We start from the raw sequence: 22,189 nt of genomic DNA, 5'->3' as shown, positions 1-22,189 counted from the left end.
TTCCGCCCGGCGTTCAAGGCTTACGCCAGATCAAACACCAGCACTTCGGCGTTCTTGCCGCCCGACAGTTCAACGCGGGTTTCGTCGGTGATCGCCACGGCGTCGCCGCCCGACAGTTCCACGCCGTTGACCGTCAACCCACCACGCGCCACATGGATCCAGGCACGGCGGCCAGGGGCCAACGTCAGCGCGGCCGACTCGTCACCATCGAACAGGCCACCATAAAGACGGGCGTCCTGATGGATCTTCATCGAACCGTCCGCACCATCGGGCGACACCAGCGCTTGCAGGCGGCCACGCTTTTGCGCATCGCTGAATTCGCGCTCTTCGTATTCCGGCGCAATGCCGGTGACGTCGGGCTCGATCCAGATTTGCAGCATGTGCGTTTCGGTATCCGGCTGCGGGTTGAACTCGGAGTGCATCACCCCACGGCCGGCGCTCATCCGTTGCACGTTGCCCGGCTTGATGGTCGAGCCGCTGCCCATGCTGTCCTTGTGGGCGATGGCGCCGTCCAGCACATAGGTAATGATCTCCATATCGCGATGGCCGTGGGTGCCGAAGCCGCGGGCGGCGGCGATGCGGTCATCGTTGATCACGCGCAGCGAGCCAAAGCCCATGTGAGCCGGATCGTAGTAGTTGGCGAAGGAAAAGGTGTGAAACGAATCCAGCCATCCGTGGTTGGCATGACCCCGTTCGTTAGCGCGGCGAATCGTAAGCATTGTGGACTCCTGTTTCAATAATATGAATGATTTAAGGGGTGCGACGCTGGTGGTGTTTTGCTGCCACATCGCTGCATCCCTGGCATGAGTGATATTCTGCGCGCCCTCGCCTTGCCGTTTGGCGCTATATTTTGACGAGATCATTCAACTTTTTTGAACGCCTGTCCGGGCGCCCTTTATGCAGCCTATTACCCCCGAACTGCTCATCCTGGTGGACGCCATCGCGCGCCATGGCAGCTTTGCCAAAGCGGCACGCGAACTGGGCAAGGTGCCCTCGGCCGTCACCTACTCCATCCGCAAGCTCGAAGACGGCCTGGACGTGCTGCTGTTCGACCGCTCGGGCCACCGTGCGCTGTTGACGCCGGCGGGCGAGACATTGCTAAGAGATGGCCGCCACGTGCTGCAATCGTTGGACGACCTGGCCTGCCGCGTCAAGCGTATCGCCACGGGCTGGGAGGTCGAATTGCGCATCGCCGTCAGCGCCGTGCTGCCCTGGCGACCCTTGTATGACCTGATCGAAGAATTCCAGACGCTGGAAAGCGCGACCACGCTGCGCTTTACCAGCGAGGTTCTGAGCGGCAACTGGGATGCGCTGACTTCGGGCCGGGCTGACCTGGTGATTGGCGCCGGCGCCAACGCCGAGCCCACGGGCCCCTATCGTTCGCAAGCCATCGGCACCACGCAGTTCGCCTTCTGCGTGGCCGCGCATCACCCCCTGGCGTCCTTGCCGCAACCGCTCAGTCGCGCGGACATTACCCGGTACTGCGCGGTGGTCGTCGCGGATACGTCGCGCAATCTGCCGCCGCAGTCACGCGGCATTCTGATCGACCAACCCACACTGGTCATGCCGTCGATGCAGGCGAAGATCGAGGCGCAGGTGCGTGGCCTGGGCTGCGGCTACCTGCCGATGACGATGGCCGCGCCCTACCTGTCGCAAGGCTTGCTTGTGGTGTGCGAAACGGATGAAGGCATGTCGCTCACGGAGCACGTGGCGTATGCGTGGCGCGCGGAGGCACCGGGGGAAGCGCTGAAGTGGTGGTTGCAGAAGCTGAAATCGCCGCGCTTGTGCGAAAGCCTGCTGGGCCTGGGATAACGGAATACGGGGGGCCGCGCATCCGATAAGCAGCGGATGCGCGGCCTGCCCGTTATTCGTCTTCGATGCCCAGCTCGCGCAACTTGCGCGTGATGGTATTGCGGCCGATACCCAGGCGCGACGCCGCTTCCACACGGCGGCCGCGGCTGGCGTCCAGCGCGCTTTGCAGCAGGATTTTTTCAAACTGGCGCGTCAGCGTGGCCATGACGGCCGGTTCGCCGCGCTCAAGCCGATACTGCGCATCGCGCAGCAGAGACTCCTGCCAATTGCGCGGTGAGCCGTCCTCGACGCTTTGCGAAGCCTGCACCACGGTGCCGATGCCCGAGATCGTGGCGGTCGGACGCAGAGGCGCTGCGGCAGGTTGCTGCTGCTGATGTTCCAGCGCGCGGATCTCGGGAGGCAGGTCCTGGCGGTCCACCGTCTGCCCCGGCGCCATCACCGTCAGCCAATGGCAGAAGTTCTCCAGTTGGCGCACGTTGCCCGGGAAGTCGAACTTGGTCAGCACGGCCAACGCGTCAGGCGTCAGGCGCTTGACCGGCACGCCCAGCGTGCGCGCGCTGGCAGTCAGGAAATGTTGGGCCAGCGCGGGGATGTCTTCGACCCGTTCGCGCAAAGGCGGCAGGCGCAAGCGGATCACGTTCAGGCGATGGAACAGGTCTTCGCGGAACAAGCCCTGTTCCACACGCTGCTCCAAGGGCTGGTGGGTGGCTGCCACGATGCGCACGTCCACGCGCACCGGCTGCGCGCCGCCCACGCGATAGAAGCTGCCTTCGGCCAGCACCCGCAGCAAGCGCGTCTGCAATTCAATCGGCATATCGCCGATTTCATCCAGGAACAGCGTACCGCCGTGCGCCTCTTCAAAGCGGCCCCGGCGCAGATTGTTCGCGCCCGTGAAAGCGCCGCGCTCGTGGCCGAACAGCTCGGCTTCAAGCAGGTCGCGCGGAATGGCCGCCGCGTTCAGCGCGACGAAGGGGCCGCTGGCGCGCACGCCATGGCCATGCAGCGCGCGGGCCACCAGTTCCTTGCCCGTGCCGGATTCGCCGGTGATCAGCACCGTGACTTTGGATTGGGCCAAGCGGCCGATGGCGCGGAAGACTTCCTGCATCGCCGTCGATGAGGACTGCGTCATCATCCAGCGTTCGTTGTTCTGCGCCGACTCGCCCTGCCCCTCCGGGACTTCGGGCTGCGCCGATTCCTGCATGGCGCGCTGGATCAGCGCGACCGCCTCGTTCACATCGAACGGCTTGGCCAGGTAATCGAACGCACCGCCCTGGAAGGCGGACACGGTGCTGTCCAGATCGGCGAACGCGGTCATCACGATGACCGGCAAGCCGGGATGGCGTTCTTTCAGTTGGCGCAACAGCTCCAGGCCGTTGCCGCCCGGCATGCGTATGTCGGACACCAGGGCGACAGGCGTTTCGCGCGACAGCGCTTCCAGCACGTCGGCCGATTGGGAAAAACTACGGGTGGGGACACCAGCGCGCGCCAGGGCCTTTTCGAGGACCCAGCGGATGGCCTGGTCGTCGTCGACGATCCATACGGGTTTCATCAGTGTGCGGGCTCCATCGGTAGGACCAGGCGAAATTCCGTACGCCCGGGTCGGGATTCAAATTCGATGATGCCGCCGTGCTGCTGCACGAAGTCCTGCGCCAGGCTCAGGCCCAAGCCGGTACCGCCGGCTCTGGCCGTAACCAGCGGGTGGAAAATGCGGTCACGGATGTGATCCGGCACGCCCGGCCCGTTATCGATAATGGACAGCACCAGCGCCAGGCGGTGCTGCCGATGGGCCAGCATGACCTGGCGGGCGACGCGAGTGCGCAGGGTCACCACGCCGGGTTCGGTCTGCGGGCCTTGCGGCCGCGCCACCAGTTCCTGCGCGGCGTTGCGCGCCACGTTGAGCACCGCCTGCATCAGACGGGCGGCGTCGCCTTTCAGGTCGGGCACCGAGGCGTCGTAATCGCGCAGAATCGTGACGTCGTTGCGGAATTCGGCCTGGATCAGCGCGCACACGCGCTCGCAGATCTCATGGATATTCACCGGCCGCGCGTTCAGCGGCACACGTTGCGGACCGCTCAGGCGGTCCACCAGCGCCTGCAGGCGGTCGGCTTCGGAAATGATGACTTGGGTGTATTCAGCCAGGGCTGCGCTGGGCAGCTCGGCTTCGAGCAACTGCGCGGCACCGCGCAATCCGCCCAGGGGATTCTTCACTTCGTGCGCAAGATTGCGCAGCAGCTCGCGGTGAGCTTCGATTTCATCAACCAGCCGATGATTGCGGTCGGCCAGCACGCGCTGCTCGATCTCGCGCGTTTCGATCAACACCGGCCAAGGTTGGCCGGTCAGTCCCACCGTGGTGACGGCGACCTCGACGGATTCGGCGGCGCGGCGCAACGAGGCCAATTGCCTGACGTCGGCGTACCTGCCTGCGGCGGCGCGGTCGATGGAGGACTGGATATTTTCTGGGTTGTCGAACAGCGTGGCGGCGGAGTGCCCGCCCAGTTGCTTGCGCGAGCGGCCGAACAGATCTTCGGCGGCCGCGTTGGCGTATTCAATGTGACCGCGCTCGTTGACCAGGAAAACGGACGTGGCAAGCAGATCGAGAGCTTCTACATTCATTTCAACGTACCCGAATGACAGGGGAAAAGCGGAACGCGCCCGCGACGGAGGCGCCGGAACCCGGCGCCCTGCCCGCCAGGCGCAATGCCTGGCGGACAAACCGTCGAGCCGCGACCTGGTGGTGCGCGTGGTGTGGGCCCTGGTTTCTGCCTACATCATCGCGCTCCCCCCGCCACAGCCTCTAAACGATCAGAGGCTGTAGTACATGTCGAATTCGACCGGGTGCGTGGTCATGCGCAGACGGTTCACATCGCCCATCTTCAGGTCGATGTAGGCGTTGAGCATGTCGTTGCTGAACACGCCACCACGGGTCAGGAATTCGCGGTCCGCGTCCAGGGCTTCCAGCGCTTGTTCCAGCGAGGAGCACACGGTCGGGATCTTTGCGTCTTCTTCCGGCGGCAGGTCGTACAGGTTCTTGTCGGCCGGATCGCCCGGGTGGATCTTGTTCTGCACGCCGTCCAGGCCGGCCATCATCAGGGCCGAGAAGGCCAGGTACGGGTTGGCCAGGGGGTCCGGGAAACGCGCTTCGACGCGGCGGCCCTTCGGGTTGCCGACGTACGGAATGCGGATCGAGGCAGAACGGTTGCGGGCCGAGTAAGCCAGCTTGACCGGGGCTTCGTAGTGCGGAACCAGACGCTTGTACGAGTTGGTGCCCGGGTTGGTGATGGCGTTCAGCGCGCGAGCGTGCTTGATGATGCCGCCGATGTAGTACAGCGCGAATTCCGACAGGCCGGCGTAGCCGTTGCCTGCGAACAGGTTCTGGCCATCCTTCCAGATGGATTGGTGCACGTGCATGCCGGAACCGTTGTCGCCAACGATGGGCTTGGGCATGAACGTGGCGGTCTTGCCGTAGGCGTGGGCGACGTTGTGCACCACGTACTTGACGATCTGGGTCCAGTCGGCGCGCTGAACCAGCGTGCTGAACTTGGTGCCGATTTCCAGCTGGCCGGCGCCGGCCACTTCATGGTGGTGCACTTCGACCGGCACGCCCATTTGTTCCATCAGCAGGCACATTTCCGAACGCATGTCCTGGAACGAATCGACCGGGGGAACGGGGAAGTAGCCGCCCTTGACTGCGGGACGATGGCCGGTGTTGCCGCCTTCGAATTCCAGGCCGGTCGACCACGAGGCTTCTTCCGACTTGATCTTGACGAAGGTGCCCGACATGTCGGTGTTCCAGGTCACGCCGTCGAACACGAAGAATTCGGGTTCCGGACCGAAGTAGGCGGTGTCGCCCAGGCCGGAGGACTTCAGGTAGGCTTCGGCGCGCTTGGCCAGCGAACGCGGGTCGCGGTCATAGCCCTTCAGGTCGGACGGCTCAACGACGTCGCACGACAGGATCAGCGTCGGCTCTTCGCGGAACGGATCCAGGTTGCCGGTAGCGCAGTCGGGGATGAGCAGCATGTCGGACGCTTCAATGCCCTTCCAACCCGGGATCGACGAACCGTCGAAAGCCTGGCCGCTTTCCAGCTTGTCTTCGTCGATCTGGCTGGTGGGCACGGACACGTGGTGCTCACGGCCAACCGTATCGGTGAAGCGGAAATCCACGAATTTGACTTCGTTATCGGCGATCTGTTTCAGGACGTCTTTCGGGCTTGCCATGTCATCTCCATTAGATAAAAGGGTCGAGGGCGTTGCTGCTCGACTGGCATAAAAGAGGGAAGCAATAAGCGTGCCAGGTTTAACCCCCGGGAATCCCCGAGGAAGGCGACGCGGTCACGGGAAAATGTAGCACCACATTGGTGCAAATGGTGGGGCATGATTGCCCCTTGTTGGTGCATCGGGCTACAGGAACATTTCCTGCAAGTCATTCAAGAAGCGCCAACCCAAGGGCGTGGCCTTCAAACGGGTGGGGTCCGCGTCCAGCAAGCCCCGTTTCGAGGCTGCCTCCAATTGGTGCGCAATGGCGGCAAGCGACAAACCGGTGCGTTCGTTGAACGCCGTGGCGGGCACGCCGTCTTTGAGGCGCAGTGCATTGAGCATGAACTCGAAAGGCAATTCGTCCGGCCCGACCTGACGGCTTTCAGCCAGATGGCTGCCGTCGCGCGCCATCGCCGCCTGCATCCAGGAATCGGGACTGCGCAGCCGCGCCTGGCGCACGATGCGGTCATGGAACGACAGCTTGCCATGCGCGCCCGGGCCGATGCCCAGGTAATCGCCGAACTCCCAGTAGTTCAGGTTGTGACGGCAGCGCGCGCCCGCCCGCGCGTAGGCGGACACTTCGTAGCGCGACAAGCCCGCCGCCGCCAGTTCGGCTTCGACCGCATCCTGCATGGCGGCGCTGGTGTCGTCGTCGGGCAATTCGGCGGGCGGAAACTTGGCGAAGACGGTGTTCGGCTCCATCGTCAGGTGATACAGCGACAGGTGCTCGGTGCCAAACGATATGGCCTGGCGCAGGTCGGCCACACAGGCCTCCAGCGTTTGGCCAGGCAATGCGAACATCATGTCCAGGTTCACACGCGACACGGCGTGCTGTGCCATGTCGATGGCAGCGCGCGCTTGCGCCGCGTCGTGAATGCGGCCCAGCTTTTTCAGCTGCGCGTCGTCAAAGCTCTGGATGCCCAGCGAGAACCGCGTGACGCCGCTGGCGGCATAGTCACGAAAGCGGCTGGCCTCGGCCGTGCCCGGGTTCGCTTCCATGGTGATTTCGGCGTCGGGCCAAAGGTTGAGACAGGCGCGCAACATGGCCAGCAATTCGTCCAGACCCGCCGAGGACAGCAGGCTGGGCGTGCCGCCGCCAATGAATACGGACACGACCTGCCGGCCCCAGATGGACGGCAAAGCCTGTTCCAGGTCGCTGCGCAAGGCATCGAGGTAGGCGCGTTCGGGAATATCGCCCGGCGCGGCATGGGAATTGAAGTCGCAATACGGGCATTTGCGCACGCACCAGGGCACGTGCACATAGATAGACAGCGGCGGCAGGCTGGTCAGCGTGGCGCCAGCCGGCACACGGACGCGCGACGGCGACGCGCCCATGTCGTTGCGGATGGGAATGGTGATGGACATGCGGTTTCCTGAAGCCGGCGGGGCCGGCACGCTCGGTCAGGCGTGACTGAGCTTGCTCAACAATTCGCGCAGCGCGCGGGCGCGATGGCTGACGCGATTCTTTTCCTCGGGTTCGAGCGACGCAGCGGTCAAGGCCATGTCGGGCAGATAGAAGTGCGGATCGTAGCCAAAGCCGTTGGCGCCTTCGGGCACGTCGATGATCTCGCCATGCCAGAGCCCTTCACCAATCAACGGGCAAGGATCGTTTTCCGAACGCACCAGGGCCAGCACGGCCACATACCAGGCGCGGCGGTCGCTGACGCCAGCCAGGTTCTGCACCAGCAGCGCGTTGTTGGCCTGATCCGATTTCTCGCCGCCATGCATCTTGGCGTAGCGCGCCGAATACACACCGGGCGCGGCGTCCAGCGCGGCCACGCACAGGCCGGAATCATCGGCCAGCGCCGGCAGGCCGGTCAGGCGGCTGGCATGACGCGCCTTGGTCAGCGCGTTCTCAATAAAGGTCACGTGGGGTTCGTCGGCCTCGGGTACGTTCAGCTCGCCCTGAGGCACAAGCTCGATGCCGAGCGGCGCAAACAAGGCGGAAAACTCACGCAACTTGCCGGCGTTGTTGGACGCCAGCACGATGCGGCGCAGGGATTCGGGAATCTTGGGGGAAGTCATAGCGCAAATTGTATAGGGCAGCGGGGCATGCAGCGCTTGCCGTCAGAGGGGCCGACCGCAGGCCGGCCAAGGGGAAATCTCGGTTGACAGCTATGTAACACCGCCTGAAGATTGCGCGTCGCCCAGTGTGGCAACACCGCAGACATATTTTGTTGTCACCATGACGAATCTTGTCACTGAACGTATCTGACGCCCCCGGCGATGACCACCCTATCCGCTACGCCTCGGCAGGCCACGGCCCGCGCACCCCACCCCGGTCTGGGCGATGCGCCCGCCTCAGTCGGCTTGGCCGGCATTCTGCGAGACCGCTTGCTGCGGCCGCGCTATCAACCCGTCGTCGACCTGTCGCATAGCCGCATCTATGGCCACGAAAGCCTGATACGCGGCCCCGCCGACACCGCCCTGCACTTTCCCGATGCGCTGTTTGCCGAGGCGCGGCGGCGTGGCCTGCACCCGCAACTGGAACTGGCGAGTTTCCGCGCGGGCGCGCAGGGCTTCCAGGACAACGATGCGCCGGGCAAGCTGTTCCTGAATCTGTCCGGGTCGGCGCTGATCCATTTCTGGACGCTGTGGGGCTCGGACATGCCGCGCCGCCTGCTCAAGGATTGCGCGCTGCCCGCCTCCAGCATCATCGTGGAGCTGACCGAGCAGGATCCGCTGTCCGAACACATGGACGAGTTGGGCGACGCGTTCGCCTGCCTGCGCGAGCACGGCATGCGGATCGCGCTGGACGACTACGGCGTCGGCAATTCGAATTTGCAGCTTTGGTCGGAAATGCAGCCCGACCTGGTCAAGATCGACCGCTATTTCTTCGACGGCATCGGCCACGACGACCGCAAGCAAAGCATGGTGCGCGCCATCCTGAAAGTGGCGCAGCATCTGGGCACGGCCATTGTTGCCGAAGGCATCGAAACCGCCGAAGACCTGGCGATGGTGCGCGAACTGGACATCCGCTACGCGCAGGGCTGGTTCCTGGGCCGCCCCGAAGAAGCGCTGCTGACCGAACTGACGCCGCCGCTGCGCGATTCGCTGCGCGTGCGCAGCGCCGCGCCTTTATCGCAACGCGCGGCGGGCGGCACGGCGGCCAGCCTGCGGGTGGAAGCGCCGGCCGCGCTGCTGGATAGACACACCAACGACGACGTGCACCGGCTGTTCATCGAACACAAGACCCTGCACGCGGTTGCGGTGGTGGACGCCGAGAACCGCCCGGTCGGCATCATCAACCGGCGCGACTTCTCCGAGCATTACGCGCAGCGCTATACCCGCGAACTGTTCGGCCGCGACCGCTGCTCGACCTTCATGAATGCTGAACCGGTGCTGGTGGACCTGAACGTTTCCATCGACCAACTCAGCCACGTGCTGATCTCGGAAGACCAGCGCTACCTGATGGACGGCCTGATCATCACGCGCGACGGGCGTTACGACGGCCTGGCTACGGGCGAAACGCTGGTGCGCTCGGTGACCGAAATGCGGATCGAGGCGGCGCGTTACGCCAACCCGCTGACCTCGCTGCCAGGCAACATCCCCATCAGCCGCCACATCGCCACCTTGCTGGAAGACGCCGCCGATTTCACCGTCTGCTATGGCGATTTGAACAACTTCAAGCCGTTCAACGACGTCTACGGCTATTGGCGCGGCGACGACATGATCATGCTGACCGCCGAAGTCATCAAGCACCATTGCGATCCGTTGCGTGACTTCGTCGGCCACGTGGGCGGCGACGATTTCGTGGTGCTGTTCCGCAGCACTGACTGGGCCGACCGCGTGCAGCGCATCATCGCCGAGTTCAACGAACAGGCCACCGCCCTGTACGACGACCAGGGCCGCCGCAACGGCGGCATCGAGGCCGAAGACCGTTACGGCGTGCCGCGCTTTTTCCCCTTCGTGACCCTGGGCGTCGGCGCGCTGACCGTCACTCCGTCGCTATGCGAGCGCATCCGCCCGGAAGACATCGCGTCGGCCGCCGCGCACGTCAAGCACAAGGTCAAGCATGGGAACCTGTCGCTGGTGATCGAGCGCTACACCGGCGGCGTCCTGCCCCAGTTGTCCGATTAATTCATTCACCGAGGATTCGACAGCCGCGGCGTTGCGCGCCGCCTGTCCTATCTGGAACACCGCCACCGCGCGGCGCAGCCCCTGCGCCTGCAATTCCAGCGCCGCTGCGGCGGCCGCCGTCTGTTCCACCATGGCCGCGTTTTCCTGGGTCGTGCGCTCGATGTCCGCGACCGCGTCGTTCACCGAGGCGATGCCGGCTGCCTGCTCGGCCGTGGCGGCCGAGATGTCGGCCACGATCTGGGTCACGCGGTCCACGGACACAACCATGTCGCGCATGGTGTCGCCCGCCAGATTCACCTGCCGCACGCCGGCCTGGACACGCAGGGCGGAATCCTCGATCAAGCCCTTGATCTCCTTGGCTGCCTGCGCGCTGCGTTGCGCCAGCGAGCGCACCTCGCCCGCCACCACCGCGAAGCCCTTACCCTGCTCACCCGCGCGCGCGGCCTCGACCGCCGCGTTCAATGCCAGGATGTTCGTCTGGAAGGCGATGCTGTCGACCACGCCGACGATCTCGCCGATGCGGCGCGCGCTGTCGGCAATGCCCTGCATGCTCTGCACCACCTCGTCCACCGCGCGTCCGCCCTGCTTGGCCAACTGCGTCGCGCTTTCCGCCTGGCGGCTGGCCAGATCGGCGTTGCCTGCCGTCAGCTGCACGGTGTGCGCCAGTTGCGTCACATTGGCGGCGGCCTCTTGCAAGGAACCCGCCTGGCGCGCGGTGCGATCCGACATATCGGCGCCGCCGGCCGCAATCTCTCCGGAGCCCGTATGGATCTCCTCCACGCCCCGGCGCACGGAAGCCACTGCCGCCGACAGCCCGGTCTGCATGCGGCGCATCGCGGAATACAGCACGCCGATTTCGTTGTCGCCGCGCAGGGCGATCGCGCCTGTCAGATCGCCATCGGCGATGCGGTCAAAGTGCGCGCCCGCCTCGTTCAGCGGGCGCAGGATCGCGCGCCGGCATCCCAGACGGATCAGCACGGCCAGCAGCAACACCACCGCCAGCACGGCGCCGGCCACCACGATCACCAGTTCCAGCGTACGGCTGGCGGCGGCGACGGCGGCCTGGCCCTGCTCACGCGCGTAGGTCTGATACGCATCGGCCTGCTTGACGTAGGCCGCGCCGCTGGCGGGCAGCGCCTTGTCCACCAGCCGGTTCACCTCAATGCCGTTCCAGCCCTGGATGGCCGCGAGCATCGGCGCCAGGGTCTGGTCGGCGAAGGCGGCGTACGCGGTCAGAACCTGATCGAACAGCGGTCCGCCCTGCGCGCTGCCGTCCGGGTTGCCGCGCAAGCGTGCTAGGCTGGCGCCGGCCTGCTGGAGCAAGGCGTCGGCGTGCGCCAACGACGCATTGCGGGCGTCTTCCAGACCGCCTTCCATGCTGGTCTTGGCGTCGGTCAACGCCGCTCGCGCCTGGAACAGCCGGCTGGTCATATCCGCCAGATCGCTGGCGCGTTCGATGCTGCCGCGCCCCAACGCCTCGATCGCGGCGCGGTTATCGCGCAATACGGCGACGCCCGCTGCTGCCGCCAGCGCGAACAGCAGCACGAACAACGCCAGAATGGCCGATACCGCCGTGGTGACCTTGAGATTTTTACGCATATCCATCCGTCTTGAGCCGGGCGCCCGAGGGCGCAGTGCGACGAATTATGGACACGCAGTTTGGCAATTTCTTGACACAACTACCGGGCGGACGATTCGGTGACCGCACGAACAGCCGTCATGAACGCGCTTTTGCGAACAGGAACCCCGTATTAAGGAATTGTGAATTGGCATCACCGCGCCCATGCGGCACATTCGATGCTGAACCGATCCATCCCTCTTCCAATAACCGCAGCCTTATGCCCCACGCCTCAAACGACTATCAGGACATCCGCGAAGCCGTGCGCGACCTTTGCGCGCAATTCCCCTCCGAATATTTCCGCAAGATCGACGAAGAACGCGGCTATCCCGAAGACTTCGTCCGCGCATTGACCGAGGCCGGCTGGCTGGCCGCGCTGATTCCCCAGGAATATGGCGGCTCTGGACTGGGGCTGACCGAAGCGTCGGTCATCATGGAAGAAATCAACCGCAGCGGCGGCAATTCGGGCGCCTGCCACGGCCAGATGTACAACATGGGCACCCTGCTGCGTCACGGCTCGGAAGCGCAGAAGCGCGAGTACCTGCCGCGCATCGCCGCCGGCGAATTGCGCCTGCAATCGATGGGCGTGACCGAACCCACCACGGGCACCGACACCACCAAGATCAAGACCACCGCCGTGCGCCGTGGCGACCGCTACGTCATCAATGGACAGAAGGTCTGGATTTCGCGCGTGCAGCATTCGGACCTGATGATCCTGCTGGCGCGCACCACGCCGCTGGACCAGGTGACCCGCAAATCCGAAGGAATGTCGATTTTCCTGGTGGACCTGCATCATGCGGTCAAGCATGGCATGACGATCCGCCCGATTCCCAACATGGTCAACCACGAGACCAACGAGCTGTTTTTCGACAACCTGGAAATTCCCGTCGAAAACCTGATCGGCGAAGAAGGCAAAGGATTCAAGTACATCCTGGATGGCCTGAACGCCGAACGCACGCTGATCGCCGCCGAATGCATCGGCGACGGCTACTGGTTCGTGGACAAAGTCACGGCATACGCCAAGGAGCGCATGGTGTTCGGCCGCCCCATCGGCCAGAACCAGGGCGTGCAATTTCCCATCGCGCGCGCCCACATCAACGTGGAAGCCGCCAGCCTGATGCGCTATGAAGCGTGCCGGCTGTTCGATGCGCACCAACCCTGCGGCGCGCAAGCCAATATGGCCAAGCTGCTGGCCGCCGACGCGTCCTGGGAAGCCGCCAACGCCTGCTTGCAGTTCCATGGCGGCTTCGGCTTCGCCACGGAATACGACGTGGAACGCAAATTCCGCGAGACGCGGCTGTATCAGGTAGCGCCCATTTCCACGAACCTGATCCTGTCCTACGTCGCCGAACACATCCTGGGCTTGCCCCGTTCCTTCTGATCCCATGCCAACGTCCATGACCGCCGCCAACGACACGCCCCACCTGAGCGCCGAGCTTGCCGCCTTCGCCGCCAATCTGCGCTTCGAAGACATCCCCGCGCCTGTCCTGCGCCGCGCGGAAGACCTACTGCTGGATTGCCTGGCGTCGATTCTTGCCGGCGCGTCCGCGCGCGCCGTGCAAGCCATCGACCGCTATGCCGCCACCATGGGCCCGGCAGACGGCCCCAGCGAAGTCCTCATCAGCCGCCGCCGCACGACGCCGCTGTTCGCCGCCATGGTGAACGCGGCCGCCGCCCACGTGGTGGAACAGGACGACGTCCACAACGGTTCGGTGTTCCATCCGGCCGCCGTCGTGTTTCCGCCCGCGCTGGCGGTGGCGCAGGCCTTGGGCAGTTCGGGCCGCGATGTGCTGGTGGCCGCCGTGGCCGGCTATGAAGTGGGCATCCGAGTGGGCGAATTCCTGGGCCGCTCGCACTACAAGATCTTCCATACGACGGGCACAGCCGGCACGCTGGCCGCTGCCGTCACCACCGGCCGACTGCTCAATCTGACGCCGGAACAGATGCTGCACGCGCTGGGCTCGGCAGGCACGCAGGCCGCGGGCCTGTGGGAATTCCTGCGCGACGCCGCCGATTCGAAGCAGCTGCATACCGCCAAGGCCGCCGCCGACGGCATTACCGCCGCCTATCTGGCGCGCGAAGGCTTTACCGGCGCGCGGCACATCCTGGAAGGCCCGCAAGGCATGGCGGCCGGCATGTCGACAGATGCCGATCCGTCCAAGCTGTGCGACCGCCTGGGCGAGCGCTGGGCTTTGGCCGAAACGTCGTTCAAGTTCCACGCCTCGTGCCGTCACACGCACCCGGCGGCCGATGCGCTGCAACAGGTGCTGCGCGACCACAAACTGAGCGACGACGACGTCGAACGCGTGGTGGCGCACGTCCACCAAGGCGCCATCGACGTCCTGGGCCCGGTGGTCAACCCGCAAACGGTGCATCAGTCCAAGTTTTCGATGGGTACGGTGCTGGGCCTGATCGCCCGCAAGGGGCGCGCCGGGCTGGCTGAATTCGATGCGGGGCTGGATGATCCGGCCATCGCGGCGTTCCGAGGCAAGGTCGATATGGTGCTGGACGCCGAAGTCGACGGCGCCTACCCGCAACGCTGGATCGGCAAGGTCTCCGTCACCACGCGCGACGGCCGAACCCTGCAAGGCCGCGTCGATGAACCCAAGGGCGACCCCGGCAATACCTTGAGCCGCCTCGAAATCGAAGACAAGACACTCAGCCTGGGCCGCTATGCCGATGCCGCGACGGAAGAAGAACTGCGTGAGCTGATCGCCACGATCTGGGGGCTGGAGAACCTGCCGAAAGTGGGCGCGCTGCTGCCCGCTTGAAACATCAACGGGGATCCGCGCTGTGGATCCCCGCCTGCCTTCAGATCAGCGCCGCGCGTTGCGCGCGCACCAGGCTGGCGATGCCGCCTTCGGCCAGGACCAGCATGGTGTCCAGTTCAGCGCGGGTAAAGGTTGCGCCTTCGCCCGTGCCCTGCACTTCCACGAAAGCGCCGCTGCCCGTCATGATGACGTTGACGTCGGCGTCGCAGGCCGAGTCTTCCTGATAGTCCAGGTCCAGCACCGAACGTCCTTGCACCAGGCCCACCGACACGGCGGCCACGGCGTCGCGGATCGGGTTGACGGCCAGGTCGCCACGCTTCATCAAGAGCGCCACGGCGTCGGCCGCCGCCACCCATGCGCCGGTGATGCTGGCGCAGCGCGTACCGCCGTCGGCCTGCAACACGTCGCAATCCAGATGCAGCGTGCGCTCGCCCAGCGCGCGCATGTCGAACACGGCGCGCAGGCTGCGTCCGATCAGGCGCTGGATTTCCTGCGTGCGGCCGCTTTGCTTGCCCCGCGCGGCTTCACGGTCCCCGCGCGTGTGGGTGGCGCGCGGCAACATGCCGTATTCCGCCGTCACCCAGCCTTCGCCCTTGCCCTTGAGAAACGGAGGCACCTTTTCCAGCACGCTGGCCGTGCACAACACGTGCGTATCGCCGGCCTTGACCAGCACCGACCCTTCGGCGTAGCGCGTAAAACCGCGTTCCAGGCTGAACGGCCGCAATTCGTCGACGGCGCGGCCGGACGGACGGGCGATAGTGGGTGTAGTGGTCACAGGCAGACTCCAGACAGGATTGGTTCGCGGCATTGTACGGGCAGGCGCCGCAGGAAATTTCCGCTTGGAGTATCCTGCCGCGATATATCCGGTTGAAAACATAGACCCGCCCCCTACCCGGGCGCCGCGGGCCCCGGCGCAACCGGCACTTACCCCCGCTTTACCAGGACACGACCATGATTCGCAGCATGACCGCATTCGGCAACGCCCGCGCAGACCTAGAACAAGGCACGCTTGCCATTGAACTGCGCAGCGTCAACAGCCGCTTCCTAGACTTGTATTTCCGTTTGCCCGACGAGTTGCGGCACGTTGAAACGCCGCTGCGCGAATTGCTGACCGCCAACCTGGCGCGCGGCAAGGTCGAGATCCGCGTGTCCTTCACGCGCAACGCCAGCACCGACCTGTCCAAGCTGGACCCGACGTGGCTGGAAAGCCTGGCCGAACAGCTGCAAGCGGCCCGCCGTATCGTTCCCGATATCGCGCCGCCCCGGCTGGTCGAATTGTTCAACTGGCCCGGCCAGCGCGGCAACGACGCGCTGGACCCGCAAGTCTGGGGCGCCGCCTGCCTGCAAGCCGCGCAACAGGCGCTGACCCAATTGCAGGAAGGCCGCGAGCGCGAAGGCGAACGGCTGGCGGGCATGATGCGCGACTGCGCCGACGGCGTCGCCCGGGTGGTCGATATCGTCCAGGCGCATCTGCCGCAACTGCTGTCCGATCACCGCGACAAGCTGTCCGCCAAACTGCGCGAAAGCGTGGAGCAGGCCTTCCCCGGCGGCTTCACGCACATCTCGGGCGCGGAGCTGTCCGAACGTCTGTCGCAAGAAGCCAATCTGTTTGCGCTGCGTATCGACGTGGCCGAAGAATTGTCGCGCCTGCGCTCGCATCTTGAAGAACTGCGCCACCTGCTGACCGATGGCGGCGGCAAGGCGACCTCGGGCAAGAAGAACGCCGGCAGCGCGGGCAAGCGCCTGGATTTCCTGTTCCAGGAAATGAACCGCGAAGCCAACACGCTGGGCTCCAAGGCGGGCAGCATGGAAGTCACGCGGGCCGCGATGGACCTGAAACTGCTGATCGAGCAGATGCGCGAGCAGGCACAGAATATCGAGTAAGCACGACACTTTCGGAAAGACCATCGGGGCCGCGCAAGCGGCCCCTTTCACATTCCAGACTTTTCCTATGGGGTCGTCGGCTCGCACATGTTGTCATGGGGGGTTTATGTCAAGGCTGTATCCATTAGGAAGCCCCCAATGTTCCGCAAGACCTTTCTGCCGCCCGTCGCCAACTTGCTGGCGTTCGAAGCGGTCGCCCGGCGTAACAGCGTATCGCGCGCGGCAGACGAACTTCATCTGACCCAAAGCGCGGTATCGCGTCAGATCCATCAGTTGGAAACCCAGCTGGGCGTGACGATGTTCCATCGCGTCCGCCAGCGAGTCGTTTTGAGCGACGCCGGTCGCGCCTACGCCTCCGAGGTCCGCATCCTGCTGCATCAATTGTCCGAAGCCACGCGCCGCACCATGGCCTGCACGCGCCGCGATCAGCTCAACCTGGCGGTGCTGCCCACGCTGGGCACGCGCTGGCTGATCCCGCGACTGGGCGATTTCATGGCGCGCAAGCCCGAAGTCACCATCAATTTCACCTCGCGCACCCTGCCCTTCGAGTTCTCGCAAGAGCCCTTCGATGCGGCGATCCACTTCGGCGCGCCCTATTGGGCAGGCGCGGTCTGCGAATACCTGATGCACGAAGAGGTCATCGCCGTTTGTAGTCCGCGCTATCAACGGTTGCATGGCATCCGGCAGATCGCGGACCTGGCCGACATCGTGCTGCTGCATCAGACGTCCCGCCCCGCACAGTGGGCGTCGTGGTTCGACCAGCACGGCGCCAGCGCCGCGCGCGCCATGCAAGGGCCCCAATTCGAACAGGCGTCCATGCTGGCGCAGGCGGCGGCGTCCAGCCTGGGCGCGGCCCTGCTGCCGCGCTTCCTGGTCGAGCGCGAGCTCGATTCCGGCGAACTGATCCAGCTGTTCCCGCAGGCCCTGAGCAGCGCGGACGCCTACTACTTCGTCTACCCGCACACGCAGGCGGAATCGCCCTTGGTGCGGGAGTTCGGCGCGTGGATACTCGAACAATGCCGGGCATCGCCGTAAGGCAGGCATTCTTTGGCTGACCCTTTGGCTGACTCTCTGGCTGATGTCGGCCGCGCGCGCCGGGCTTGCCTGCCGGCAAAGAACGCGTCAAGCTGCCGCAAACCCAATCGCCCTGGCCTACCAACGGGACTTGTTCAGCCATGCAACGCGTCGTCATCATTGGCGGAGGAGCTGTCGGCAGCTCCATCGCCTACTTTCTCAGCCAGAGCCCGCGCGCCTTTGACGTCACGGTGCTGGAGCGCGACCCGACCTACGCCCGGGCCTCATCCGCGCTATCGGCCAGTTCGATCCGGCAGCAATTTTCCACGCCGGTCAACATCGGCATGTCGCAAATGGGCATCGAGTTCCTGCGCGACCTGTCCAGCACGCTGTATGTGGACGATCCCGCACCCGATATCGGCCTGACCGAACCCGGTTACCTCTACTTGGCCACCGCTGCGGGCAGCGCCACATTACGGGCCAATCACGCAACGCAACGATCGCATGGCGTCGACGTCGCTTTGCTGGACCCCGCCGACCTGCAAGCCCGGTTTCCGTGGTTGCACACGGCCGACCTCGCGCTCGGCGCGCTGGGGCTGTCGGGCGAAGGCTGGTTCGATGGATATGGACTGATGCAGGCGCTGCGCAGGAAGGCGGTAGCCCAAGGCGCAACGTACCGTCGCGCGGAAGCAGTCGGGTTGCTGCGCGACGGCTCGCGCATCAATGGGGTGTGGGCAGGCAACGGCGAACTGCTGCCCTGCGATGCCGTCATCAATGCCGCCGGCCCTTGGGCGGCGCGCGTCGCGCAATGGGCGGGCATCGACCTGCCGGTGCGGGCTCGGCGTCGTACCGTATTCAGCTTCAGTTGCCCTTCGGCGCTGCCGGACTGCCCCTTGCTGATCGACCCTTCCGGCATCTGGTTTCGTCCGGAGGGCGACAAATTCCTGTGCGGCTACGCGCCGGACGCGGACGACGATGCCGACGACATGCCGCTGGACGCGCAGCACGAGGCTTTCGACTCACATGTGTGGCCAGCGCTAGCCGCGCGCGTGCCCGCGTTCGAGGCCGTGCGGGTGCGCAGCGCCTGGGCCGGCTATTACGAGATGAACCTGTTCGACCACAACGCCATCATCGGTACCCACCCCGACTGCCCCAACCTGTATTTCGCCAACGGCTTTTCCGGCCATGGACTACAACAGGCGCCGGCCGCCGGGCGCGGCATTTCCGAGTTGCTGCGGTATGGCGAATACCGCAGCCTGGATTTGTCCGACCTGTCTTTTCAGCGCATTCTGGACAATCGCCCGCTGCCCGAAAAGAACATCATCTGACGACGGGCGGCGCGCTAGCGCGCTTCGCCGGCCGCAGGTTCGCCGCGCAGGGCCGAATCCAGATATTCACTGCGCGCCCGCGCGTCCGGGAATCGCATGTCGCGGTAGCTGATGAAGCGGGAGCCGCGCGTCACGCGGTAGCCCAGCCAGATCAGCAGGAATAGCGGAATGCCGATGTAGGTGGCAACCACGCCGCCCCAATCGATGCGGTCCTGCAAGAACGCCTGGTAGTTCTGGCCCAGCGTGATGACCAGGCACAGCACGAAAGCGAAAATCGGACCGAACGGGAAGAACGGCGACACATACGGCAGGTCGGCAAGACTATGGCCCTGTTTGACATAGCCGCGCCGGAACCGGTAGTGGCTGATGGCGATACCCAGCCAAGCGATGAAGCCGGTCATGCCCGACGTATTCAGTAGCCAGATGTATACGGCGTTCGGGCTGAAGATGAACGTGAAAAAGCACAGGGCCGCCACGACGGTCGTCGCCAACAAGGCCCACAGCGGCACGCCGTTGTGCGAAATTCGCCCGAATATGCGCGGCGCCTTGCCTTCGCGCGCCAAGCTGTAAAGCATGCGGGTTGCGGCGTACATGCCCGAGTTGCCTGCCGACAGCACCGAGGTCAGCACCACCGCGTTCATGATGGACGCGGCGCCCAGGAGACCCGCGCGTTCAAAAATCAGCGCGAAGGGACTGACGCTGATGTCTTCGACGTCGTTGCGCAGCAGATGCGGGTCCGTGTAAGGAATCAACAGGCCGATGACCAGGATGGCCGCCACGTAGAACAGCAGAATGCGCCAGAACACCTGACGCACCGCGCGCGGCAGGTTGCGAGCCGGATCCTTGGATTCGCCGGCCGCGATGCCGATCAATTCAGTGCCCTGGAACGAAAAGCCCACCACCATCGCCACGCCGATCAAGGCGGCGAAGCCTCCGGAGAAAGGCGCGTCGCCCACGGTCCAGTTGGCCAGCCCGCCGGTTTCGCCGCCGCGGATGATGCCCAGCAGCATCATCACGCCCATCGCGACAAAGCCCAGCACCGCCACCACCTTGATCAGCGCGAACCAGAATTCCGCTTCGCCGAACCCGCGCGCGGACATCGCGTTCAGGCCGAAGGTGATGGCCAGGAACAGCGCGCTCCAGTAGAAACCGGGCACGTCTGGGAACCAATAGGCCATGACAAGCTGCGCAGCCACCAGATCCACGGCGACCGTCACGGCCCAGTTGTACCAATAGTTCCAACCCAGCGCGAAGCCAAAACCGTCTTCGACGTAGCGCGCGCCATAGGTGGAAAACGAGCCGGATACTGGCATGGCGGCCGCCAGTTCGCCCAGGCTGGTCATCAGGAAGTAGACCATCACGCCGATCAGCACATAGCCCAGCAGCGCGCCGCCCGGGCCCGCGCGCGCAATGGTGGCGCCCGAGGCCACGAACAGGCCGGTGCCGATGGACCCGCCCACCGCAATCATCGTCAGATGGCGCGCGGACAAGGTGCGCCGCAACTCGGAAGGCGGATCCGCCTTCGCCGTGCGCGTGCCGCCAGAGCGGCGATCATCGTGTTCCGATGGAGACAACATGCATTCCTTCACGTCTTGAAGGCATCCGCGCCAAAGCCGCGCAAAAGCCTGGGATTACCGAGCAACGCGCGAGGATAGCGCAAACCCGCCCGCCGCGAAAAACGGCGGGGGGTTCGGGGACGGATGGGGCTATTGGAAAGCCGTTTCCATGAAGGTGCGCAGCTTGCGCGAATGCAGGCGTTCCGGCGGCATGTCACGCAGGCGCTCCAGCGCGCGGATGCCGATTTCCAGATGCTGGTTGACCTGCCTGCGGTAAAAGACGCTGGCCATGCCCGGCAGCTTCAATTCGCCGTGCAAGGGCTTGTCTGATACGCACAGTAACGTGCCGTAGGGCACCCGGAAGCGGAAACCATTGGCGGCAATGGTGGCCGATTCCATGTCCAACGCGATTGCGCGAGATTGCGCGAAGCGTTCGACCAGTTCGACGTGGTCGCGCAGTTCCCAGTTGCGGTTGTCGATGGTGGCCACGGTGCCCGTGCGCATGATGCGCTTGAGGTCCCAGCCCGACAGCCCGGCCACTTCTTCGACCGCCTGTTCCAGCGCCACCTGCACCTCGGCCAGCGCGGGCACCGGCACCCAGGTGGGCAGGTCGGCGTCCAGCACGTGATCTTCGCGAACATAGCCGTGCGCCAGCACGTAATCGCCCAGGCGCTGCGAATCCCGCAAGCCGGCGCAATGGCCCAGCATCAGCCAGGCATGGGGCCGCAGCACCGCGATGTGGTCGGTGATGGTCTTGGCGTTGGAGGGGCCCACGCCGATATTGACCAGCGTGATGCCGGAGTGGTCGCCACGCACCAGGTGATACGCGGGCATTTGCGGCAGGCGCACGCCTTCGCCGTGGTCGCCCGGGCCGTTTTCGCCGCGCCGCGTGATGCGGTTGCCCGGCTCGACCAGCATCTCGTAGTCTTCGTTGCCGCTGGCCATCAGCGCCCGGGCGCGGGCGCAGAATTCGTCGACATAGAACTGGTAATTGGTGAACAGCACGAAGTTCTGGAAGTGCGCCGGCGCGGTGGACGTGTAGTGCTGCAAGCGGTGCAGCGAATAATCGACGCGCTGGGCCGTGAACGGGGCGAGCGGCTTGGGCTCGCCTTCCTTGCCGCGCCAGGAGCCGTTGACGATGGCGTCATCGGTAACGGCCAGATCGGGCACGTCGAACAGGTCGCGCAGCGGGCGCTTGAGCGCTTCCAGGTGCTCGCCTTCGACATAGGCGCCTTCCGGAAAGGCGAAATGCAGCGGAATGGGCGAATCCGATTCGCCGACCTCGACCGCCACGCGATGGTTCTGCAACAGTTGCCCGACCTGCTCGATCAGGTAATCGCGGAAGAGCTCGGGCTGAGTGATGGTGGTCTGGTAGATGCCGGGTTCGGCCACATGGCCGTAGGACAGGCGGGTGTCGATGGGGTCATAGGTTTCGACCACGATGCGGATCGCCGGATAGTAGGCTCGCGCCCGCTCGGGGCCGCCGCCGTCCTCTTTCTGGCCCCCTACGCGCCGGCTTTCCTTTGCGCCTTCCTTGAGCACCTCGCGGAACGCGGCTCGCAGGAACGCGGTGTTACGGGCATAGATCTCGGCCAGCCGGTCCACGGCGGCGCGGGCATCCTGGAAGGGTTCGAATGGCAGCGCTTCAGGCCGGTTCATGGAAGACAAAAGATGTACTGCATTCATCATTGCGCTCTACTCCGCTTCTTATCTGTCTTATCGATTTGCACGGCCTGAAGGGCGTGGGCGCCGCCCCCAGGGCCGATGCGATCGATTATGCCCGAGGCCTACGCGCATGAAGCGTCATATTTGCCACTGTCCGGCCGAAGCCATCGCAAGGCCCGATTACCGCCGCCGATGCTGCACCCGTTA

At 65.0% G+C, this 22,189-nt stretch carries 16 protein-coding genes and 1 pseudogene; 7 read left to right on the top strand and 10 right to left on the bottom strand.

Going from position 1 to position 22,189, the window contains the following annotated elements:
• Positions 1 to 20: 20 nt before the first annotated feature.
• Positions 21 to 719 (bottom strand): pirin family protein, encoded by a 699-nt coding sequence (locus API01S_RS04865; RefSeq protein ID WP_039883242.1) that lies wholly within the window; start codon positions 717 to 719, stop codon positions 21 to 23.
• 178 nt (positions 720 to 897) lie between these two features.
• Here API01S_RS04865 and API01S_RS04860 point away from each other — a divergent pair, with 178 nt between their 5' ends.
• The gene (locus API01S_RS04860) at positions 898 to 1,812 is read left to right on the top strand and encodes a LysR family transcriptional regulator (RefSeq protein ID WP_006219658.1); all 915 of its coding nucleotides are present in this window, start codon (positions 898 to 900) and stop codon (positions 1,810 to 1,812) included.
• 52 nt (positions 1,813 to 1,864) lie between these two features.
• On the opposite strand, the gene ntrC is transcribed toward API01S_RS04860, so the two are convergent.
• From ntrC to rdgB, 5 genes are all read right to left on the bottom strand, one after another.
• On the bottom strand, positions 1,865 to 3,361 hold the full coding sequence (gene ntrC / locus API01S_RS04855) for a nitrogen regulation protein NR(I) (RefSeq protein ID WP_006219659.1): 1,497 nt from the start codon (positions 3,359 to 3,361) through the stop codon (positions 1,865 to 1,867).
• Complete coding sequence (gene glnL, locus API01S_RS04850) at positions 3,361 to 4,425, bottom strand: nitrogen regulation protein NR(II) (protein WP_006219660.1); 1,065 nt, start codon at positions 4,423 to 4,425, stop codon at positions 3,361 to 3,363. Before glnL ends, ntrC begins: the two co-directional genes overlap by 1 nt.
• Positions 4,426 to 4,614: 189 nt before the next feature.
• Positions 4,615 to 6,027: a type I glutamate--ammonia ligase gene (gene glnA, locus API01S_RS04845; protein WP_006219661.1), complete on the bottom strand. Its 1,413-nt coding sequence runs from the start codon at positions 6,025 to 6,027 to the stop codon at positions 4,615 to 4,617.
• Between the two features lie 183 nt (positions 6,028 to 6,210).
• Positions 6,211 to 7,431, bottom strand: coding sequence for a radical SAM family heme chaperone HemW (gene hemW / locus API01S_RS04840; RefSeq protein WP_061303400.1), 1,221 nt, complete (start codon positions 7,429 to 7,431; stop codon positions 6,211 to 6,213).
• 36 nt (positions 7,432 to 7,467) lie between these two features.
• Positions 7,468 to 8,091, bottom strand: coding sequence for an RdgB/HAM1 family non-canonical purine NTP pyrophosphatase (gene rdgB, locus API01S_RS04835; RefSeq protein WP_006219663.1), 624 nt, complete (start codon positions 8,089 to 8,091; stop codon positions 7,468 to 7,470).
• Between the two features lie 201 nt (positions 8,092 to 8,292).
• Between rdgB and API01S_RS04830 the strand changes: the two genes are divergently transcribed.
• Entirely contained in the window at positions 8,293 to 10,146 is a 1,854-nt protein-coding gene (locus API01S_RS04830) for an EAL domain-containing protein (protein ID WP_231689475.1), read from the top strand.
• Positions 10,147 to 10,308: 162 nt separating this feature from the next.
• Here API01S_RS04830 and API01S_RS28710 read toward each other — a convergent pair.
• Positions 10,309 to 11,745 (bottom strand): annotated as a pseudogene (locus API01S_RS28710) (methyl-accepting chemotaxis protein); the annotation flags it as partial.
• A 239-nt stretch (positions 11,746 to 11,984) separates the two neighbouring features.
• Here API01S_RS28710 and API01S_RS04825 point away from each other — a divergent pair.
• Together API01S_RS04825 and API01S_RS04820 are read left to right on the top strand one after the other, a co-directional pair.
• Entirely contained in the window at positions 11,985 to 13,145 is a 1,161-nt protein-coding gene (locus API01S_RS04825; protein ID WP_006219666.1) for an acyl-CoA dehydrogenase family protein, read from the top strand.
• Positions 13,146 to 13,161: 16 nt separating this feature from the next.
• Positions 13,162 to 14,535 carry an MmgE/PrpD family protein gene (locus API01S_RS04820; protein ID WP_061303399.1) on the top strand — a complete coding sequence of 458 codons (1,374 nt, stop codon included), beginning with the start codon at positions 13,162 to 13,164 and terminating at the stop codon, positions 14,533 to 14,535.
• 40 nt (positions 14,536 to 14,575) lie between these two features.
• On the opposite strand, the gene rph is transcribed toward API01S_RS04820, so the two are convergent.
• On the bottom strand, positions 14,576 to 15,343 hold the full coding sequence (gene rph, locus API01S_RS04815; protein WP_085947659.1) for a ribonuclease PH: 768 nt from the start codon (positions 15,341 to 15,343) through the stop codon (positions 14,576 to 14,578).
• A gap of 143 nt (positions 15,344 to 15,486) precedes the next feature.
• Here rph and API01S_RS04810 point away from each other — a divergent pair, with 143 nt between their 5' ends.
• The 3 genes from API01S_RS04810 (at position 15,487) to API01S_RS04800 (ending at position 18,761) form a co-directional block, all read left to right on the top strand.
• On the top strand, positions 15,487 to 16,419 hold the full coding sequence (locus tag API01S_RS04810; RefSeq protein ID WP_061303397.1) for a YicC/YloC family endoribonuclease: 933 nt from the start codon (positions 15,487 to 15,489) through the stop codon (positions 16,417 to 16,419).
• 138 nt (positions 16,420 to 16,557) lie between these two features.
• Positions 16,558 to 17,454, top strand: coding sequence for a LysR family transcriptional regulator (locus tag API01S_RS04805; RefSeq protein ID WP_061303395.1), 897 nt, complete (start codon positions 16,558 to 16,560; stop codon positions 17,452 to 17,454).
• A gap of 140 nt (positions 17,455 to 17,594) precedes the next feature.
• Complete coding sequence (locus tag API01S_RS04800) at positions 17,595 to 18,761, top strand: NAD(P)/FAD-dependent oxidoreductase (protein ID WP_061303393.1); 1,167 nt, start codon at positions 17,595 to 17,597, stop codon at positions 18,759 to 18,761.
• A gap of 14 nt (positions 18,762 to 18,775) precedes the next feature.
• On the opposite strand, the gene API01S_RS04795 is transcribed toward API01S_RS04800, so the two are convergent.
• On the bottom strand, positions 18,776 to 20,335 hold the full coding sequence (locus tag API01S_RS04795; protein ID WP_409360601.1) for an amino acid permease: 1,560 nt from the start codon (positions 20,333 to 20,335) through the stop codon (positions 18,776 to 18,778).
• 132 nt (positions 20,336 to 20,467) lie between these two features.
• Positions 20,468 to 22,006 (bottom strand): AMP nucleosidase, encoded by a 1,539-nt coding sequence (locus tag API01S_RS04790; protein WP_006219673.1) that lies wholly within the window; start codon positions 22,004 to 22,006, stop codon positions 20,468 to 20,470.
• Between the last annotated feature and the right edge of the window lie 183 nt (positions 22,007 to 22,189).

This window comes from Achromobacter piechaudii NBRC 102461, from assembly GCF_001571245.1.
In the GTDB taxonomy this organism is placed as follows: Bacteria; Pseudomonadota; Gammaproteobacteria; order Burkholderiales; family Burkholderiaceae_B; genus Achromobacter; species Achromobacter piechaudii.
The sequence above is the reverse complement of the archived record's forward strand: the minus strand, read 5'-3'. Positions and strand labels throughout refer to the sequence as shown.

Excerpts from the sequence above, each read along its gene's own strand:
- API01S_RS04865 (WP_039883242.1), bottom strand. The coding sequence starts at position 719 with ATGCTTACGATTCGCCGCGCTAACGAACGGGGTCATGCCAACCACGGA.
- API01S_RS04860 (WP_006219658.1), top strand. The coding sequence starts at position 898 with ATGCAGCCTATTACCCCCGAACTGCTCATCCTGGTGGACGCCATCGCG.
- ntrC (WP_006219659.1), bottom strand. The coding sequence starts at position 3,361 with ATGAAACCCGTATGGATCGTCGACGACGACCAGGCCATCCGCTGGGTC.
- glnL (WP_006219660.1), bottom strand. The coding sequence starts at position 4,425 with ATGAATGTAGAAGCTCTCGATCTGCTTGCCACGTCCGTTTTCCTGGTC.
- glnA (WP_006219661.1), bottom strand. The coding sequence starts at position 6,027 with ATGGCAAGCCCGAAAGACGTCCTGAAACAGATCGCCGATAACGAAGTC.
- hemW (WP_061303400.1), bottom strand. The coding sequence starts at position 7,431 with ATGTCCATCACCATTCCCATCCGCAACGACATGGGCGCGTCGCCGTCG.
- rdgB (WP_006219663.1), bottom strand. The coding sequence starts at position 8,091 with ATGACTTCCCCCAAGATTCCCGAATCCCTGCGCCGCATCGTGCTGGCG.
- API01S_RS04830 (WP_231689475.1), top strand. The coding sequence starts at position 8,293 with ATGACCACCCTATCCGCTACGCCTCGGCAGGCCACGGCCCGCGCACCC.
- API01S_RS04825 (WP_006219666.1), top strand. The coding sequence starts at position 11,985 with ATGCCCCACGCCTCAAACGACTATCAGGACATCCGCGAAGCCGTGCGC.
- API01S_RS04820 (WP_061303399.1), top strand. The coding sequence starts at position 13,162 with ATGACCGCCGCCAACGACACGCCCCACCTGAGCGCCGAGCTTGCCGCC.
- rph (WP_085947659.1), bottom strand. The coding sequence starts at position 15,343 with ATGCCGCGAACCAATCCTGTCTGGAGTCTGCCTGTGACCACTACACCC.
- API01S_RS04810 (WP_061303397.1), top strand. The coding sequence starts at position 15,487 with ATGATTCGCAGCATGACCGCATTCGGCAACGCCCGCGCAGACCTAGAA.
- API01S_RS04805 (WP_061303395.1), top strand. The coding sequence starts at position 16,558 with ATGTTCCGCAAGACCTTTCTGCCGCCCGTCGCCAACTTGCTGGCGTTC.
- API01S_RS04800 (WP_061303393.1), top strand. The coding sequence starts at position 17,595 with ATGCAACGCGTCGTCATCATTGGCGGAGGAGCTGTCGGCAGCTCCATC.
- API01S_RS04790 (WP_006219673.1), bottom strand. The coding sequence starts at position 22,006 with ATGATGAATGCAGTACATCTTTTGTCTTCCATGAACCGGCCTGAAGCG.